Raw genomic sequence first — 17,827 nt, forward strand, 5'->3', positions numbered from 1 at the left:
AATAAATATGGCAAGCGTTGTACGGACCGGATTAGCAGGCCGCGTCTTGATGGTGATAATCCGGGCCAAAGATAAGACTTGCGGTGGTATCGGAACAAACGAAGGTTAAAAGTTTAAATTTTACTACTTTACCCTGCCACCCGGCACCTGCCCGAGGATGGCACCGTCACCCTGTTGTAAAATAACACACCCATGCAGAAAAAGTATAACCTGAAATCGTTCAATCTATACGAGTTCCTGAAGCACCAGAATGCGCACAGCCCCAGCCTGCCGTTCTTCCTGGCCGACAGTCATACCTACCGGAGTGCCCACGTCAATTTTCCGTTCAGAACATTTTCCTACGGGCTCGGCGTGACCTATAACGGCGTCAGCAAAGACGACGTCTTTCGGATCGGCAGCACAGACTATAATCTGAAAGCCGGCAGCCTAACGACAGTAGGCCCCGGGTTGGTTTGCCAGTGGACTGGCAACTACAACGCAGAACACGACACGGTATACTTTACCGAGGAACTGTTTGCCAGCATGCAGGGCAAATCGTTTTTGCAGGCGTTGTCGTTCTTTTTTCACGGCGGGAACCATGTCATCCAGCTGACCGCCGAGCAGGTCAGGAAAATGAAGTCGGCGTTCGCGCTGCTCAAAGCGGTAAAGGACGAGAAAGAGGCTATTCCCGGCGTCGTGCATACCATTCTGATGCTGGCCAATACCTATCACTCCATTCAGAACGACAAGCTCAAAAGCGCCGGGGGGTCCCGGCGGGAAGAGATCGCTCAGAAGTTCAGAAAGCTGGTGGCGCAGGACTTCAGCAAGCATAAGGAAGTAGCTTACTATGCCAAAAGCCTGAACATTACCCCCAAATACCTGAGCGAAGTGCTGCAAATAGAGCTGGGCAAGTCTGCCAAGACGTTCATCGACGAGTTTGTGATGATGGAGGCGAAAAGTTTACTCAGGCAAACCACCATGTCCATACAGGAAATCTGCCACTGGCTGGGTTTTGACGATGCATCGCATTTCACCAAGTCCTTTAAGAAAATGGCAAAAATCACACCCTCGGACTACCGCAAAGGGTAGATACCGAAATTTGTACCATTTATCCCGGCATGTGGCCTAACAGCATGCTGGCGCCGACCGGTAGCTTTGTTCTATAGTAACCCCCAACCTATGAACAAATGGTATGTCGTTATGTTTGTGCTGCTCACGTCGGGCAGCGCGTGTTATTCACAATCTAAAAAAACACCTGTCATGAAACATGTAACCGAGTTTAAAGTAGCGATCCCGCAACCCGTAGTAGACGATTTGAAGAGCCGTTTGAAGAACACCCGTTGGCCCGGCGAAGCCGAGGGCTCTGGCTGGAATTTCGGCACCAGCGAAAGCTACCTGCGCGGGCTGGTCAACTATTGGCTCACGCAATACGACTGGCGTGAGCAAGAAGCCCAGCTCAATAAATATCCACAATACATTGCCGACGTGCACGGTGTGAAGGTTCATTTTCAATACATAAAAGGAACGGGCAAAAATGCCAAACCGCTCATTCTCACCCATGGCTGGCCCGACAGCTACCACCGCTTTCATAAGATCATCCCGCTGCTGACCCAGGGCGAGCAAAGCTTCGATCTCGTCATACCGTCCATTCCCGGTTTCGGATTCTCCGACAAGACTCCGATGACCAGCGAGGCCGTGGCCGACCTGTGGAAAGCATTGATGACCGAGAACCTGGGCTATGACAAATTCTACGCCGCCGGCGGTGATATCGGTATGGGCGTGACCAAGGCACTGGCGTCGAAATATGCCGGCGTGGTAGCCGGTGTTCATTTTACCGACGTGGGCTACCCCATGGGGCAGGAAGATCCTGCGACCATGACCGAAGCCGAAAAGCAATTCGCCCAGTTCGTACAGCAATGGTGGTATTCCGAAGGCGCCTACGCCATGGTACACGCCACCAAGCCGCAGTCGATCGCCTATGGTCTGAACGATTCCCCTGCGGGCCTGGCCGCCTGGGTGCTGAGCTTTGCCAACGCCGGGGCTACGCCCGAGCTGATCGAACCGGCATTCGGCGGACGCGATGCGCTGCTCACCAATATCATGATCTATTGGGTGACACAAACGGTGGCGACGTCGGTGCGGATGTATAAGGCCGAAGCGATTGCCCAATGGAGTGGCGGGCAACCCCTGCAGAAAAGCACGGTGCCGGCCGGCGTCTCCGTGTTCCCGCGCGAAGCGCAGTTCCCCAAAGAATGGGCTGAGCGGTTTGTAAACGTGACCAGCTTCCGCAAAATGAAAGAAGGCGGACACTTTGCCGCCCTGGAAGTACCCGATGCCTTTGCCGGCGAGCTCCGGACGTTCTTCTATAGCATTCAATAAAATCAACGGGGTGCCGATGCGTCGGCACCCTTTCAATCCTTCGATCCCATGGCGTAAATAGCGTTTGGTGCAAAGACAGAATTCTCCGAGCTTATTACGCTTGTCATCAAATACTAATAGATATTCCCATCCGGTCTTGTCGCAGAATCCATAGATGCCGCACCAGAGGTTAGCAGACCGGGTCTCTACAAAAGTTTTATATGGTTCATAATCCCCTTGTTAATTTAGATATAATTCTGCAAGCAGGGCCGCATCCATCCGTAGGATCAGTGATATTCAGTCGAGCGTTCGACCGTTATTTAATCCTCACAAGCTCCCCGTCGTCAAAGCCCGTTGTGATAGCCTTTGCATTCTTCAAAAATGACTTTTTGAAATCGCTGGACGCCACGTACGCTTCCAGCATCGCTACTGCTTTTTCAAGCACTTTGTCCCATTTGATCTTCTTTACTTCGGCAGGGGGAATGACCAGGTACTTTTCAGAGGGGCCATAGTCGTCCGCAGTAGCCCGGTCGTCGTCATCGGGATCATATACCTTTGCGCCGACAAGGTACACGCCATATCCTTTGTCTGTTTGAAACAGCCCAAAGTTGAACGCTACAATGTTCTTTGGGATTTTTTCAGTCGCCGTTATGCTGGCGATCCAGTCGGCAAATTCTTCTTTAAACGTCATATGTTTTGTATTGACACAATGTTGGCGATTGTAGCAACGGTCAGGCCCGGCGCCTCTGAATAACGATTGTACAGCTACAACTTACTATAAAATCGCCATATTTGCCTCGTTTTTCAATCACAAGCCTTGAAAAAACACCTATAGATGCGAGGTTCGTATGGTAGTCACAGCGACAGGCAGGGACTTGTCGGTGCCCGCCTCCAATATTATCTTGCATACCGAAAAATAGCCCTGATGAACTACCCCGGCGCAGTCATAACGATCATACTATTGTTCCTTTCGGTGTGCGCACAAGCGCAAACACGTGGAAAGAAAGATTATTGGCCTCTGTGGACATACAACCAAAAGAATATCCGGGTTCATGGAATATCGGTGGGACTGGGGTTTGAGAATCCGGAAAAAAGAGCGAGTGCGACGAATGGCATACGAATGGAATTAATCGGCTGGGGCGTTGCCATTCCCCTGATGTCTCAGGCGCCATCGATCGTGCGGGATAGCGCGGACTCTGCGCCGGTTTCGGAGAGAATAAACGGCCTGAGCCTGTCAGCCTCCGGAACGGCCTGTGAGTGCACGGTAAATGGCATCAATGTTGGATTAATCGGGCACATCAACTATCAGGTAAATGGCGTTACAGCTTCCGCATTCGCGAATGCTGCACGTATACACAACGGTGTCCAGCTTGCCCTGATTGCAAACAACGCGCGTATACATAACGGCATCCAGGTTGCCTTTATCGCCAACGAAAGCCTTCAGACCAAAGGTTTGCAAATAGGCGCATTTAATACAACAAAGAAACTCCGGGGTGTTCAGTTGGGACTTTGGAATGTCAACGACAGGCGTAAGTTGCCGCTGATCAACTGGAACTTCAGGTAGTAATCACTCTTTTTTTATCAAACGAAACCATGACGCGACCACCTATCGACGATCTGTTTTTTGAGTTTTACGGCTACTATCCCGCCCCGCCCGGACAGGGGTTTGGTATGCTCGTATCCGCGGCATTTAAACTGTTGGCCGGCCAGGAGGTTCCGTTCGACAAAACATGGGATGACCGCAAAACAGGGCAGACCGCGACCGAAGCAGACGAAAAAGGCGGGATCACCCGGATCAACCTGAAAATGGTCATGCATGTGGCCGAGTATGAACAGGGCGACTTTTCACTCCTCTTTACCGACGAAGCGGTAGACAAGCTCGCACAGCGTGAGCCCGGGGACGTAACCCTGACCTCTGAAATTCAAACCTTCTACGACGCCAGCGGAAATATCACGGCTACGCTGGACACGCTGGGAGACCTGGTCTCTGCCGCCGCGATCGGCGACGATGACTTCACGGCCAGCGGCACCTGGGACCTAGCCGGTCAATACCTGAAATACAACGGACAACTATACGGTGTTCTGGGAGTCGAGTACAACGTTCCGGTCAGGGCGGTGAAGTATAGGATTGTGATCGAATCCGACGGAATGGCGAAACTGTTCGTAACATCGGCGTCCGGAGAAATGGATAAATTGATCAAGGAAGTTGATCTGCGAAGAGCGGCATTTAAAGACGGTAAAGTAGGGATAGCCGTTTGAGAAAGCCTGGAATCTTTTTTTGATTCCAGGCTTTTTACTTCTATTCACTCTTCAGATTGTCCACCGGCTTCACCAGCGCCGCCCGGCTGGTCTGCGACCCGATAGTGACCGCGCCAAACAAGATCAGCAGTCCTACACCCAGCAGGATCGTAGGCCCATCGACCGTCACGTGATAAGGTATAAGCTCCAGCCACAGCGAGTTCAGAAAGTACGCGGCGGGCACCGCGATGACAATCGCGATGAGCAGGATCACGACAAAGCCCTTCGACAGTAAGTAGATCAATGCGCCGTCGCTGCTACCGAGGATCTTCCGGATAGAGATCTCCTTGAGACGCGTCTCTGTGGTATAGGTCGCCATACCCAACAGCCCGAGACAGGAGATGATGATCGCCAGGCCGGCCACCGTCATGAGAACGTGTACGGCGTCGCCGAAGATCAGCTCGTAGAACTTCAATACTTCACCTTCCACATCTTTATAGTCTATCTTCAACGCGGGATTTACCACTGCCCACGCTTTCTCGATCGCGGCGGTAGCGGCTTCGCGCGTGCCGCTGTAGCGTACCTGCAGCAGGGCATAGCGCGCGGAGTCGGCCAACAGCACAAGCGGCGCGATCTCATCCAGCATGGGGGCGTGGTTGTAATCTTTCACCACACCGATGATGGTCTTGCTCGTCGAGTCCTCGCGATGGATCACGATTTCGCCCACGGCGTCGAGCGGTGTCTCGAATTGCAGCGCGGCGGCAGCTTTTTCGTTGAGCACGATAAAGTTCCTGTTGGATGCTCCGCCGTTGGGCGGGAAGAATTTGCCTGCCACAAGCTTCAGCTCGAGATTGGCCAGATAGTCTTCGTCGACCATAAACCGGTCGACGTCGGTCCAGTCGGAATCTTCGGGGTTTCGTTTAAAACCATCGCCTTCCTGGTGCCCCGACGCCAGGAGATGCGACACTCCCGATACCTGGGTAATATTTCCATACTTGCCCAGCTCCGCTTTCAGTGCCACCGCGGAGCTTCCGTTGAGCTGTACGGCAATGTTGTTATGCATATTGAAGCCATGGTCGCGGTTGGTAAACATACTGAGCTGATTGTACGTCACGATCACGCTCAGAATAAAGATGAGCGATACCGTGAACTGCGCCACGAGCAACACCTTACGCATCGTCACACGCGAGAGAAGCTTCACCTGGTTCAGCCCCTTCAATACCTTGACAGGATCAAAACCCGACAATACCACCGCCGGGAAGAATCCGGCCAATATGCCCACCGTCGTGGCGAATACTACAAACAGCGTATACACCAGCACGCCGCCCTGCAGGTCCCAGCGGAATAACCTGGCGAAGTTCATCTGCATCATCAGCGGCTTGGCGGCGACCAGCAAAAGTATCGCCACCACCAACGCAAACAGGGTAAGAACAATGGACTCCGTCAGAAACTGCGTAAAGATCTGCCACCGTGCTGCACCCGTAGCCTTGCGCACGCCGATCTCGCGGGCGCGGGTCAGCGACCGCGCAATGGACAGGTTGGTAAAATTAAAGCACGACGTGAGCAGGATGACCACGCCCAGTCCGGCAAACACGTAGACAAACATCCAGGGCAGGGTGGGGCCGATGGGGTTGTTCATCAGATCGCTGGGCGTGATGCTCATAAGAGGCTGCAGGTGAAAACACATGCGGGCGTCTTCACGATGGACCGGGTGCTGAATGTGGTCGCGGTAGATGCGGTCGAGTATGCCCTGTAGTTCAGCAGCCGTCTTGCCTTCCTCCAGGCGCACGTATGTCCATGTGTTCCAGAAGTTACTCCATTGACTCAGGTCTTTTCCCAATACACCCTGTGCCTGCAGGCTTTCCACGGTAGACATACTGGCCAGCGCCTCGAACGCGATGTGCGTCTTGCGCGTCGTCTTCTTCAGAACCCCCGTTACCGTATACGATCCGATGCCACCCATCTTTACGGTCTGACCGATGGGATTCTCTTCTTCGAAAAGCTTATCGGCCGCCTGTCGGGTGAGGACCACCGAATAAGGCTTCTTCAGCGCTGTGGCCGCATTGCCATATTCCAGTTCATACTCAAAGAACGTCAGCGTCTCGGGGTCGGTAAAATATCCGCCCAGGGGAATGTTTACATTCTGGTCGACCACTTCCACCCAGCCGTTTCCGAAACCACGCACAAACCGCACGACTTCCTCAATGCCGGTATACTTCTCCAGCAGCTCCTGCCGGAGCGGGGCTGCCGAGGTGGACGTTGTATACTCCTCTCCGGGCTGCCCATCCTCATGAACATACCCGCTGACAACGCGGTAAATGCGGTCGCGCCGGCTGTTGAACCGGTCGTAGCTCATCTGGTCGGCTACCAGCATGATCACCGCCATGGCGATGGTCATGCTCACGGCCAGACCGAAGATATTGATCGCCGAGAAGAACTTATGCCGCATCAGGTTTCGTACGGCTATTACAATGTAATTTTTAAGCATAAGGATGTGGTTAGCGCAGATTTGAGGTTCCGGTCCGTTTGACACAAGGCTGCCAAAGGATGTTGCACCTCGCCGGAATAATTTGTCGATATTTTTTGGGGAACCCGGACCGCGCGGCGGCTCAGCGCCAAACGCCGATTGTGCAACATCCACCTCCGGCGTGTGTGCGTACACCAACGTACATCAATGGCGATTGTTATAGACTATTGCGCGCGATCATACCGTTGTATCGAGTCGGGCGGTGGCCCGCTTTTCTTGTATGAGCGGTTTGCGTAACGTCACGGTTTTTGGCTATGTTTGTTTTTGTCGGTACATATCAACGTAACAAAACCACATGCGCTACAAACTTCTACTGCTCCTGATCCTCTCCGGTTGGACGTTACAGGCACAGGTAAACGTGGACCTGAAAAGCTTCAGCAAGAAAAACGGGACGTCGGCGACAGCCAAAGGCAATCTCCTGACGGTGTCGTGGCCCGCCGGGGAAAAGAAAACGGGCACGCTTGTTTTTGACCTCTCGGCCGGACAGCCCGTCTTTAAAAGCATCGAGTTGCAGGAGGGAGGCAAGCGCCATCCCGTTGCCGCGGGTCTTGATGCAGCCTTTCTGCTGACAGTAGGCAAACGCGATCTGGTATCGCAGAACGGTTGGAATATCTTCTTCGACAAGGTACCCAACAAACCTTTTAAGTCGTACAGCATTGCGTTCGATAAGCGCTCCGCGGCGGTGAGCAGTCTCGGAACAAGAACGGTGATCAGCATAGGCTCCCTGACAGCCCCGGGCTTTACGGGTGCACTAGAGATCACGTTGTACAACGGCAGTCCGCTGATGAACGTCGCGGCCGTCATGTCGACGCAGGCTGATTCAACGGCCATCCTGTACGACGCAGGGTTGGTGTCGAAAACGGCGTGGGAGAAGATCGGATGGAGCGATGTGGACGAGCACATGAAGTCCATGAAGGCTAATCCCAACGACAGCGCTACGCTGCTGAAGGTTAAATACAGAACCATTATCGGGGAAAACCCGGAGGGCAGCCTCGCCGTATTTCCCGCGCCGCACCAATATTTCTACCCATTGGACGAAGCCTTTAACCTGAAGTTCGCCTGGGCGGGAAATCATTATCGCCGGCTGGTTGACGGCTACGGCATCGGCATCCGCCAGGACCTGTTCGGTGACCGCCGGTTCGTGCCCTGGTTCAATGCTCCGCCGGGCACCAAACAACGTCTGAACTTCTTTGTATTGCTCAGCGGCGGCAATGCGTCGGCAGCGCTGGAGGAAGTGAAGACGTTCACGCACAACGACCGCTACGCAGCGCTGCCGGGATACAAGACGCTGTCGAGCCATTTTCACAACGAGTTCATCATGAAAGTGGTGATGTCCGGCAAGCCCATTCCCGAGAAGCCTGCCTTTGTAGACGTCTTCAAACGCATGGGTGTCGACATTGTGCACCTGGGTGAGTTTCATTATACCGCCCACCCCAAGGGGCCCGACAGCCTTCGCCTGAAAGAGCTGCGCGCACTGTTCCAGCAATGCGAACGCCTGTCGACAAAAGACTTTTTGTTGCTTCCCGGCGAAGAACCGAACGAATTCCTCGGCGGTCACTGGCTGCAGCTCTTCCCCAAGCCGGTATACTGGATCATGGACCGGAAGGCCGACAAGCCGTTTGTCACCGACGAGCCGGGTTACGGCAAAGTATACCGCATCGCGAACGAAAGCGAAATGCTGGAGTTGTTGAAAAAGGAGAACGGCCTGGCCTGGACTGCCCACCCCCGTACAAAAGGCTCCACAGGCTATCCCGACAAGTATAAGTCCGCACCCTTCTTCAAAGATCAGCACTTCCTGGGCGCCGCCTGGAAAGCCATGCCCGCGGACCTTTCGCTTCCTCTGCTCGGCAAACGGGTACTGGACCTCATGGACGACATGAACAATTGGGGAGATCGCAAAAAGGTGTTAGCAGAAGCCGACCTCTTCACGATAGAACACGAGAACGAGATGTATGCGCACATGAACGTAAACTACCTCAAGCTCGACAAGCTTCCCGAGTACAAAAACGGCTGGCAGCCTGTGGTGGACGCGCTCGATCAGGGTAAGTTCTTCTCCTCTACCGGCGAAGTCCTGATCCCCGAGTTCACCGTCGATGGCAAGAGCACCGGCGAAGAGATTTCTGTCGCGGGGCGCAAATCAACCATCACATTCAAACTAAACTGGACGTTCCCCATGCACTATGCCGAGATCATCTCCGGCGACGGCCAGAAAGTATACCGCGAGCGCATGGTGTTAGACGATACGCGCAGCTTTGGAGAGCAGACATTTCGAAAGACTGTCGACCTCAAGGGCAGAAAATGGGTACGCCTGGAGGCGTGGGATGTTGCTGCTAATGGTGCATTTACGCAGACGGTTTGGATCAAGTAATTTTTAAGCTATTTTATAGACCACTCATAACCATGCACTATATAGATCCGGGTCCGTCCCAACCGATGCCGGAGCTGAAGAGGTGAAAGAAGTATGAAGAAGCTTATCGCCGCGGTTGTCATCGTATTGCTGGCGCATACACACGTGTTTGCAACATGGTCGATTATTATTGTTGATCCCAAAACACACGAGATCGGCATCGCCGGAGCTTCCTGTACGTATAACTGTTACGGCATTGGTAAGATCGTGCCCAACGTGGGGGGCGTCATTGTGCAGGCGATGAGCAATAGCGATGCGCGCGAAAAGGGGATCCGGATGATCCTGGCAAACGCCTTGCCCGACGAGATCATCACGGCCATGCGAGACTCGATCTTCGACCCCGAACGCCAGCAATATGCCGTAGTGACGATCGGATTCCTGGATCAGCCCGGCATCTATACGGGGCGTTTGACGAAGCCCTTTCATGGTGGCCTGACCGACTACGGTGTTTCCGTGCAGGGAAATACGTTGGCCAGCGATACCACGCTGGCCGTCGTCATGGCTGCTGTACGGAAAGGAAAAGGAGATGCCCTGCACATTTCGGAAATTCTCCTGACGGCGTTGGAAGCCGGTGCACGGGCCGGTGGCGACAAACGGTGTGGCGAGCAGCGGGCGACCAGTGCCTTTCTGATGGTCGTCAACCCAAACGATAAGAGACCTTATCTGGATTTGCAGATTTTCGGACAAGGTAAGGGCAAGCAGAATGCAGTGGACTTATTGAGACTTAAGTACCAGCGATGGAAAAGAAAAGCGGACAGACGTCACAGGGCAGAGACATAACACTGGCGGATGTCATCATACGAACCGACCTTCGTCCCGGTGATATGGGCTTTGTCATTCACCGTCACGGTAAGCTGTATCAAGAGGAGTATGGCTATGGCGCGGCGTTTGAAGCGTACGTCAGCGCGGGGTTCTATGAGTTTTACGAGAACTATGACCCGCGCATTGATCGTGGTGGGTATGCGAGCACCGCGACAGGATCGTAGGCTTTCTGCTGCTCATGCACCGCGAGAACAACACCGCTCAGCTTCGTTATTTTTATCTCGATCCCGAATACCGCGGCATCGGTCTGGGCAGGAAGCTGATGAATCTCTATATGGCTTTTCTGTCGGAAGCCGGTTACAGCGCGTCGTATCTTTGGACGACGCATGAGCTTCCCGCGGCGGCGCATCTCTACATGTCGTATGGCTTCGAGCTGACGGAAGAAAAAGATTCCACTGCGTTTGGCAAGCCGCTCAAAGAGCAACGCTACGACCTCAGGAGGATTTCGAAGCGCTGAGGACACCCCCGTTATTGTATAGCAAATTCGATCGTGTCCAGCGTTTTGACGTTGCCCAGGAAGTCGACGGCTTTGATCTTCAGCGAATGCACGCCTTTGGTAATGAACTTTACCGGTTGCGTGTACAGCATGTCCGGCTGCTGGTTCAATGAAAAGTATATGGCTTTTGTGCCCACAGCCTTGTCTGTGGCCGCCATATAGAAGCTCGTGCCCGAGGCGTAGATCGGGATCTCCTGCTCCCTGGCCACCAGCTTTTGCGAGCCTATCTTCTCGAGACTGGTATGAACAAAGATCTCGGGCGCCGTATTGTCTACGACAAAGAACGCAGTCTTGACGGCCGAGTTGTTCACCAGGTCTGTGCCGCTGTAGGAGATGGAATGTTTTCCTTCGACGGGTACGACGAACGGTGCTTCGTAGGTCGTTTCGATACCGTTGTCAAGTTTATAGTCGACGATCGCGCCACCCGATTCGGCGTCAAAGCTCTTGATCGTAAAGATCGTCTTGCCGGTTACAAAAAGCGTATCGCGTGTGAATACCTTTGGCAGGCTGACGCTGTGCGAGACGACGGGCGGGGTATCGTCAATATAGATGGTGCTGACCTGTTTGTCGGTAACTGTGGCGCCTACGTTGCCGACCTGGTCGATCGCCCGGTATTTGATCGAGTACGTGCCTTGTTTAGCCGGTAATGCAAAAGGAGCGGTATAGACTTTCTCCGGCGCACCGTTGATGCTGTAGAAGAGCTGCTTCACGCCCGATTTATTGTCGGTCGCTTCCAGCGCGATCAGCGTGCTGGTGCTGGCATAGGAGCGGCCTTCTGATACGGCAAAATCCGCATCGAACGACGATTTCACTTCGGGGCCTTTTGAATCGAGGTAAAACGTGAACGTGCGGGGAGATTCCAGATTGCCGACGTTGTCGGACGAGTAGTAGGTGAGGGTATGCTCGCCGTCGGCCAGGCCGGCCGGCGAGATCCGGGTCGTGTAGAGTACTGGCTTGCCGGTATCAAAATAGTACTCGGTCCTTTTCACACCCGACGCTTCGTCGCGGGTGGCGAGGGCGATCCATGCGCGGGGCGAAAGGATCTGACTATCGAGGTGGCCGCCGCTCACTTCGTGGGTCGACGTGGGCGCCGTGAGGTCTACCGTAAAGGTGGCCCACTTGGGTTGTTCAACATTGCCTACGTTGTCGACCGCGAAATACCGGACGGTGTATTCTTTCTCGTCGGACAATGCGATGGGAGCGGAAAGCTGGGTATAGGGAGCCTGGTTGATGGAAAGGTGCGCGCCCGCCAGTCCGGACATTTCGTCTTTCGCCTTTACGGAGATAGTAAGGCCTTTTCCAAAAAAGATCTTTGCGCCCGCATGACGGGTTGCGCCTGGCAGGTCCAGTACCGATACCGGGGCCATGCCATCGGCGTTCACGGCGAAGGCAACCGTGCTTTCCTTGGTGTGATGGCTGTCGTCGTGTTTGATGAGGTGCTTGCCGTGGCCGTCCCATTTCATGGCGTGAGCGGATTCTTTTCCTTCGGTCAGCGTGAACGCGTCCGCCGAACCGGGGGAGGGCGAGAGCTGAAGATAGACGGGCAGTGACAGCGGCCAATAGAGGTTGCCTGCCGCATCTTTATAGGGTTTCTTTTCGAAGGCAGGCTGATCCTGAGAGAAGGCAGTCACTACGAGGCATAACGCCAGCGTAGAAAAGATTAAGCGCATATAGAGTTAAGGTTCTAGTGTATCAGGCAGTTTCAAAATAATAAAAATATCGGCTAATTGTCATGTGCATTCGTTGCCACAAGCGCAGGAGATAAAAGACATTTGTCTGCACAAAGGCTTACCCGGGGAAAATTTTGCGAATGTCGGGTAAAAAGGCACCTTGGATAATCAGGAAAGTCCCTACCGTCGGTAAGCGCTAATCCGCTCATTTCCACGGTAAAAAGCAACTGCGGCGGCATCCGCCCGCCGGCGAGTGGTCGTCCCGTCGACATATTCCGGATCTTACCATACAGGTGTCACTTAAAGCAGAAAAAGCTGCGCTCGCGGGGGCGATAACGCCCGGGGCTTCATACGCCACACGGGTCGTCGCCGAAAACGGTGGGTATGGTTTTTTCGATGGTCCCGTGAAAAACGTGTGTTATGAATCTGCATGTTATGAAATCGATCTGTAGCAAGATCTACCACACCTTTTCTACAGAAGGTGCCCAGGAGATTCCGGCATCCGACCTTTCGCTTTTGATCGCCTACCTCAACGTATCGCCTACTGCCATGTACTGCATGGAGGTGGATGAAGCGGGCTTTGTGTTCTCAACAAAGACGGCGTCGTTCCGGTATCATCACGATGCCCTGCCGGAAGAGCGATTGGTCGATGTGGTGTAACCGCCTGTTCTGGACATCATCCCTTAAACGCCCAGAAGACTCCTGTCGACAGTCCGAAGGAGAACAGATACTCCCGGATGTGGTCGTCTGTTACGATCGAGTTGAAGTAGTGCTCTATAAAGGGCTCGGCGCGAATGGAGAAACGCTGGCCCACCATGTATTCTAACCCGGCGCCTATGGTAGCCGACCAGGAAAACTTCGCGAAGCCGACAGTCTTAGCCGAAGCATGATGATCATCGCGCAAGTCGACCTTCGTCTTGCGTGAAAGGAAGACACTCGTCGTGACACCGCCGCCTGCATACACACGCAGGTTGTCACGGGCGGTGAGGATATAATTTATATGCAGCGGCAGCGCCAGGAATTTATAGCGATAGATGGTGCGGCTCTTCTGCGGCAGATTGTCTGCCTCGCTTATCCATTGCAGATCCTCGAAGCGTGTTTTGATACCCAGGTTTGCATACTCGACGCCACTCAGTAAAGCGATACGATCGTTTATTCGATACCGCACCTGGGCACGTGCCTTAATGCCCGTGTTGGGCATCTCGTTGTCACGCATCGATTCCAGCCACCGGCTGTCTGCATCGTAGTGCAGCGAACGGTAGCTATACTGCGGTATAAACGCCAGCACAAGGCCGGTAAACCGACGAACCCGGGTGGTGTCTTGAGCCATGGCCGCCATCGGTAACATCAGTATAAGCAGGAGGAAGTAGTATTTCATACTACAGGCTTTTGATGTAAGAACGTATAAGCTCCAGGGCTTCCCCGTGCACCATCGAAGTGCCGATCAATGGCATGCGGCCTTCGGAGAGCTGGTCGATGATGTTGTCGCGCTGGCCCGAGATGCCGGTATCCGACAGGGGAGTGTCATACCCCAGCCGCAGACGATCGCCGTCTTCAAAGCCACCCCGGCGGTGACAATGCGCACAGTTCATGTCCAGGTACGCACGGGCGCGGTCTTGCAGGCCATAGGTTGTATCCTGCCAGCGGGGCAGCGCCGTGATTTGCGCAGGGTCTACATCGCCCAGCACCCCTTGCTGTTGAAAGTATGCGAGTTGGTTTACAACAGCGCCGTCGCGCGACACATCGGTGTTCAGGTTCCGAAGCTTCGGGCCGATCGGTATGATGACGTCGTTGGAGGAATGGCAGGTGCCGCATTCGTGATTAGAGGGCACGTGGTAGGAAATGACTTTGCCGATGCCGTGCTCATCTATCCAGTTCACTGTTTTGTTGAGGCCGGAAGTCACCAGCCGGGCGTCTGTCTGCGCCGGGTTCCAAAGATAGGTGCCGACATTCCACCGATCGCCGGATTTGATCTCCAGGCGTGTTTCGATCAGCTGCCGGCCTTTAGACGTGTCGCGTTTGTCATGGTAGTAATAGAACGTTTTTACCAGGATCGTTCCGTCGGGGAAGTCGGGCAGATCGTCTTGCCGCGGCGTGAGCCTTTGCCCGGAGGGCACCTTTACCAGCCGTTGTTTTTCGGCATAGTCGGAAAAGAGCTCTGTCGATAGCTCATATAGATGAAAGCCCGCTGCCGGATTGAGCGCCGAAGGTTTTCCTTCGAAGATCTGGTATTCCGACAAGACCGGCTGCATAGTTGCGGTGTTGTCAATGTGCGCCAGGCCATCTTCGTTGCACGCCGTCAGGATGAAGGCCAGCAGCGCCGTCGCGATCAGCCCGCTCAAGGCGAAGTACTTCCAGGTGAACAGTGGTTGCCGTTGGTCCATGGCTGTTTCGGTTATCGTGTTATAGCCTTGTGACAACGGAAAAAGCATTTACCCTCAGCGGGGCTGTCAAAATATTCTGACGTACGTTCCGTGTGTTGAAATCTCTACATTTTTCTTTTCTTTGTTCCCTACGCAACACCGACATTGATTCGCCCGATCACCATAGACGACTTCATGTGTTTACAGACGCCCGTGCCGCTGGCGGATGTGCGCACGCCTGCGGAGTTTGCACAAGGCCACATGCCGGGCGCATCCAACCTGCCGCTGTTTAGTAATGAAGAGCGGGTAACGGTCGGCACCACCTACAAACAGGTGGGAAGAGAAGCGGCCATCTTACTCGGCTTTGATCTGACGGGGCCAAAATGGTCGGGGTTTATCCGGAAGGCGCTGGAAGCAGCCCCGCAAAAGAAGATCGCCGTGCATTGCTGGCGTGGCGGCATGCGAAGCGGCGCGATCGCGTGGGCGCTGGACTTGTATGGTTTCGAAGTATACCTGATACAAGGCGGCTATAAACAATACAGGCGGTGGGTGCTGGAGCAGTTCGAGGCAATGTATACACTGGTGGTGTTGGGCGGCATGACCGGCTCGGGAAAGACCCGCATCCTGCACGCGCTTCAAACATTAGGCGAACAGGTAGTCGACCTGGAAGAGCTCGCACAGCACCAGGGCTCGTCCTACGGCAGCCTGAATAAGCTCGTGCAGCCCACGCAGGAGCAGTTTGAGAATAACCTGGCCGGGCAATTACGCCGGTTCGACCGGCAGCAGACTATATGGATCGAGGACGAAAGCTCGACGATCGGAAAATGTTTGATCCCCCGGCCGCTCTGGAACCAGATGACAGATGCTTTCCTGGTAGATCTGCAGGTGGACGCCGCACAGCGCGTCCGGGCGCTGGCGCGCGAGTACGGTGAACTGGATCGGGATTTTCTGATCGCCGGTACCGAGCGCATCCGCAAACGGCTGGGCCACGACCACGCCAAACACGCGATCATCGCGATACAAGAAGGCCGTCTTGAGGACTTCATCCGGGAAGTGATAACCTACTACGACAAGACCTATCGCACCAGCCTGGCGCGTCGCGATGCCGGCCGCATCCTTACGCTCGCACTGGAGGATCAGGCGGATCATCACAATAACGCCCGGAAGGTGCTGCAAGCCCTCGAGGCCGCACATCCGGTAAACCCATGATATGACGGAAACGATGGACATACAGGAAATTAAGCTCACGCACTATTCCCACGGTGCAGGCTGCGGCTGCAAGATCAGCCCGGCCATACTCGACAAGATCCTGCACAGCAGCGTCACCGCCGCCGCGGACCCGCGCCTGCTGGTAGGCAACGACACCCGCGACGATGCCGCCGTGCTGGACCTCGGCAACGGCACTGCGCTCATCTCCACGACGGACTTCTTTATGCCGATCGTCGACGATGCCTATGACTTTGGCCGGATCGCCTCGGCCAACGCGATCAGCGACGTATATGCTATGGGTGGCAAGCCCGTGCTGGCCATCGCCATCCTGGGCTGGCCCATCGACAAATTGCCGCCCGAGGTCGCGCAACGTGTGCTGGAAGGCTCGCGCGCCGTGTGCGCCGAAGCCGGTATAACCCTGGCCGGCGGCCATAGCATCGATTGCCCCGAGCCGGTGTTCGGGCTGGCGGTAAATGGCCTGGTGAACACCCACCAGGTAAAGAAGAATTCCACCGCGACACCCGGGTGCAGACTGTATCTTACAAAGGCGTTAGGCGTGGGTATACTTTCCACCGCGCAGAAGCGCGGGGTGCTGCGCCCGGAAGATGCAGCCATAGCGTTGCAAAGCATGACGACGCTGAATAAGCTCGGCGAGGAGCTCGGCAAACTTGACTACGTAAGGGCCATGACGGATGTGACGGGCTTCGGGCTGCTGGGCCATTTAACGGAGATGTGCGAGGGGAGTGGCTTATCCGCAGAGATCGAATATAGCAAGGTGCCAGTCATCGCGTCGCTGCCGCACTATTTGGAACAGAAGTGTTTCCCCGGCGGCACGACACGGAATTGGAACAGCTATGGTCAGAAGATCGGCGCGCTGTCGGATACGCAACGGTACGTGCTGGCCGACCCGCAGACGAGCGGTGGGTTGCTGGTGGCGGTGGCGGAAGAAGGGGTTGGGAAGTTTGAAGAGCTGTTGCGCGCGCAGGGCTTTTCGGAAGATCGCGTCAGGTCGTTTGGTGTGTTGAAGCCGCGGGATGGTGAGGTGGTCATTAGTGTGGTGTAGATATAGCAGGTGTGAGGCCTGATTTGGAAAGTTAGATACCAATTGGTATCTTCGTGGCATGCGGGATCCGGAGGCTACCAGGGAGACTATTTTGAAGAAATCGGGCGTATTGTTTAATACGCAGGGGTATAAGGCCACGTCGATCAGCCAGATCACGGATGCGACGGGTTTTACGAAGGGGGCGATCTATCGGCATTTTGGGAGCAAGGATGATCTGGAAAAGGAGACGCTGGCGTTTTTGTCCAATATCCTTTTTGAGAAGCTGCGTGTGATCATCGTGCAGGAAAAGAATGCCGTGGATAAGCTGCGGGGCATCTTTAAGTTCTTTGAATCGTATATCTCCAATCCGCCGCTGAAGGGTGGGTGCCCGTTGCTGAATGCGGCGATCGAGGTGGATGATGCCCATCCCGCCTTGCGGAAGGAGGCTGTCAAGACATTGGCGGTACTGAAGAAGTCGCTGGTAACGATCCTGCAAAACGGGATCGATCACAAACAGCTCAAACCGGATACGGATGTGGCGTTCTTTGCGACACTGATTATCGCGGCGCTTGAAGGGGGCATTATGATGAGCAAGCTGGAAGGGAATAACAACGACATCCGGAAGATGATCAAACATTTGAATGATCAGTTAGAAATGATAATGCTTTAATTTTTTTGTTCAGATAGATACCGATTGGTATCTATAGCAAAACGAA

At 54.4% G+C, this 17,827-nt stretch carries 17 protein-coding genes; 12 read left to right on the forward strand and 5 right to left on the reverse strand.

All coding sequences use genetic code 11. The features are described from left to right. Nucleotides 1–192: 192 nt before the first annotated feature. On the forward strand, nucleotides 193–1,068 hold the full coding sequence (locus KK078_RS18985; RefSeq protein WP_254091888.1) for a helix-turn-helix domain-containing protein: 876 nt from the start codon (nucleotides 193–195) through the stop codon (nucleotides 1,066–1,068). A gap of 90 nt (nucleotides 1,069–1,158) precedes the next feature. Beyond that, nucleotides 1,159–2,358 (forward strand): epoxide hydrolase family protein, encoded by a 1,200-nt coding sequence (locus tag KK078_RS18990; RefSeq protein ID WP_254091889.1) that lies wholly within the window; start codon nucleotides 1,159–1,161, stop codon nucleotides 2,356–2,358. Nucleotides 2,359–2,653: 295 nt separating this feature from the next. On the opposite strand, the gene KK078_RS18995 is transcribed toward KK078_RS18990, so the two are convergent. Beyond that, nucleotides 2,654–3,028: a hypothetical protein gene (locus KK078_RS18995; RefSeq protein WP_254091890.1), complete on the reverse strand. Its 375-nt coding sequence runs from the start codon at nucleotides 3,026–3,028 to the stop codon at nucleotides 2,654–2,656. Between the two features lie 234 nt (nucleotides 3,029–3,262). Here KK078_RS18995 and KK078_RS19000 point away from each other — a divergent pair, with 234 nt between their 5' ends. Then, the gene (locus tag KK078_RS19000) at nucleotides 3,263–3,901 is read left to right on the forward strand and encodes an LA_2272 family surface repeat-containing protein (protein WP_254091891.1); all 639 of its coding nucleotides are present in this window, start codon (nucleotides 3,263–3,265) and stop codon (nucleotides 3,899–3,901) included. A 29-nt stretch (nucleotides 3,902–3,930) separates the two neighbouring features. Next, complete coding sequence (locus KK078_RS19005; RefSeq protein WP_254091892.1) at nucleotides 3,931–4,596, forward strand: hypothetical protein; 666 nt, start codon at nucleotides 3,931–3,933, stop codon at nucleotides 4,594–4,596. 40 nt (nucleotides 4,597–4,636) lie between these two features. Here KK078_RS19005 and KK078_RS19010 read toward each other — a convergent pair whose 3' ends face one another. Next, nucleotides 4,637–7,063: an ABC transporter permease gene (locus KK078_RS19010; RefSeq protein WP_254091893.1), complete on the reverse strand. Its 2,427-nt coding sequence runs from the start codon at nucleotides 7,061–7,063 to the stop codon at nucleotides 4,637–4,639. Between the two features lie 334 nt (nucleotides 7,064–7,397). Here KK078_RS19010 and KK078_RS19015 point away from each other — a divergent pair, with 334 nt between their 5' ends. The 4 genes from KK078_RS19015 (at nucleotide 7,398) to KK078_RS19030 (ending at nucleotide 10,788) form a co-directional block, all read left to right on the forward strand. Then, nucleotides 7,398–9,470, forward strand: a complete 2,073-nt coding sequence (locus KK078_RS19015) for a CehA/McbA family metallohydrolase domain-containing protein (RefSeq protein ID WP_254091894.1) — start codon at nucleotides 7,398–7,400, stop codon at nucleotides 9,468–9,470. 93 nt (nucleotides 9,471–9,563) lie between these two features. Next, nucleotides 9,564–10,289 carry a DUF1028 domain-containing protein gene (locus KK078_RS19020; RefSeq protein ID WP_254091895.1) on the forward strand — a complete coding sequence of 242 codons (726 nt, stop codon included), beginning with the start codon at nucleotides 9,564–9,566 and terminating at the stop codon, nucleotides 10,287–10,289. Next, entirely contained in the window at nucleotides 10,247–10,495 is a 249-nt protein-coding gene (locus KK078_RS19025) for a hypothetical protein (protein WP_254091896.1), read from the forward strand. The genes KK078_RS19020 and KK078_RS19025 overlap by 43 nt, the downstream gene beginning before the upstream one ends. Before the next feature lie 14 nt (nucleotides 10,496–10,509). Further along, complete coding sequence (locus KK078_RS19030) at nucleotides 10,510–10,788, forward strand: GNAT family N-acetyltransferase (RefSeq protein ID WP_254091897.1); 279 nt, start codon at nucleotides 10,510–10,512, stop codon at nucleotides 10,786–10,788. An 11-nt stretch (nucleotides 10,789–10,799) separates the two neighbouring features. Here the strand turns inward: KK078_RS19030 and KK078_RS19035 are convergent, their stop codons facing one another. Continuing rightward, complete coding sequence (locus KK078_RS19035) at nucleotides 10,800–12,497, reverse strand: OmpL47-type beta-barrel domain-containing protein (RefSeq protein WP_254091898.1); 1,698 nt, start codon at nucleotides 12,495–12,497, stop codon at nucleotides 10,800–10,802. Nucleotides 12,498–12,932: 435 nt separating this feature from the next. Between KK078_RS19035 and KK078_RS19040 the strand changes: the two genes are divergently transcribed. Beyond that, nucleotides 12,933–13,157, forward strand: a complete 225-nt coding sequence (locus KK078_RS19040) for a hypothetical protein (RefSeq protein WP_254091899.1) — start codon at nucleotides 12,933–12,935, stop codon at nucleotides 13,155–13,157. Between the two features lie 16 nt (nucleotides 13,158–13,173). Here the strand turns inward: KK078_RS19040 and KK078_RS19045 are convergent, their stop codons facing one another. Next, entirely contained in the window at nucleotides 13,174–13,875 is a 702-nt protein-coding gene (locus tag KK078_RS19045; RefSeq protein WP_254091900.1) for an outer membrane beta-barrel protein, read from the reverse strand. Between the two features lies 1 nt (nucleotide 13,876). Continuing rightward, complete coding sequence (locus KK078_RS19050) at nucleotides 13,877–14,881, reverse strand: hypothetical protein (protein ID WP_254091901.1); 1,005 nt, start codon at nucleotides 14,879–14,881, stop codon at nucleotides 13,877–13,879. A 174-nt stretch (nucleotides 14,882–15,055) separates the two neighbouring features. Here KK078_RS19050 and mnmH point away from each other — a divergent pair, with 174 nt between their 5' ends. From mnmH to KK078_RS19065, 3 genes are read left to right on the forward strand one after another with little or no spacing between them, the layout of a single operon-like run. Next, nucleotides 15,056–16,069, forward strand: a complete 1,014-nt coding sequence (gene mnmH, locus KK078_RS19055) for a tRNA 2-selenouridine(34) synthase MnmH (RefSeq protein WP_254091902.1) — start codon at nucleotides 15,056–15,058, stop codon at nucleotides 16,067–16,069. A gap of 13 nt (nucleotides 16,070–16,082) precedes the next feature. Further along, a complete protein-coding gene (gene selD / locus KK078_RS19060) occupies nucleotides 16,083–17,132 on the forward strand; it encodes a selenide, water dikinase SelD (RefSeq protein ID WP_394370577.1) in 1,050 nt (349 codons plus the stop codon). Nucleotides 17,133–17,190: 58 nt separating this feature from the next. After that, the gene (locus KK078_RS19065; RefSeq protein ID WP_254091904.1) at nucleotides 17,191–17,781 is read left to right on the forward strand and encodes a TetR/AcrR family transcriptional regulator; all 591 of its coding nucleotides are present in this window, start codon (nucleotides 17,191–17,193) and stop codon (nucleotides 17,779–17,781) included. Nucleotides 17,782–17,827 lie beyond the last annotated feature (46 nt).

It is taken from the genome of Dawidia soli (assembly GCF_018598185.1).
In the GTDB taxonomy this organism is placed as follows: Bacteria; Bacteroidota; Bacteroidia; order Cytophagales; family Cyclobacteriaceae; genus Ohtaekwangia; species Ohtaekwangia soli.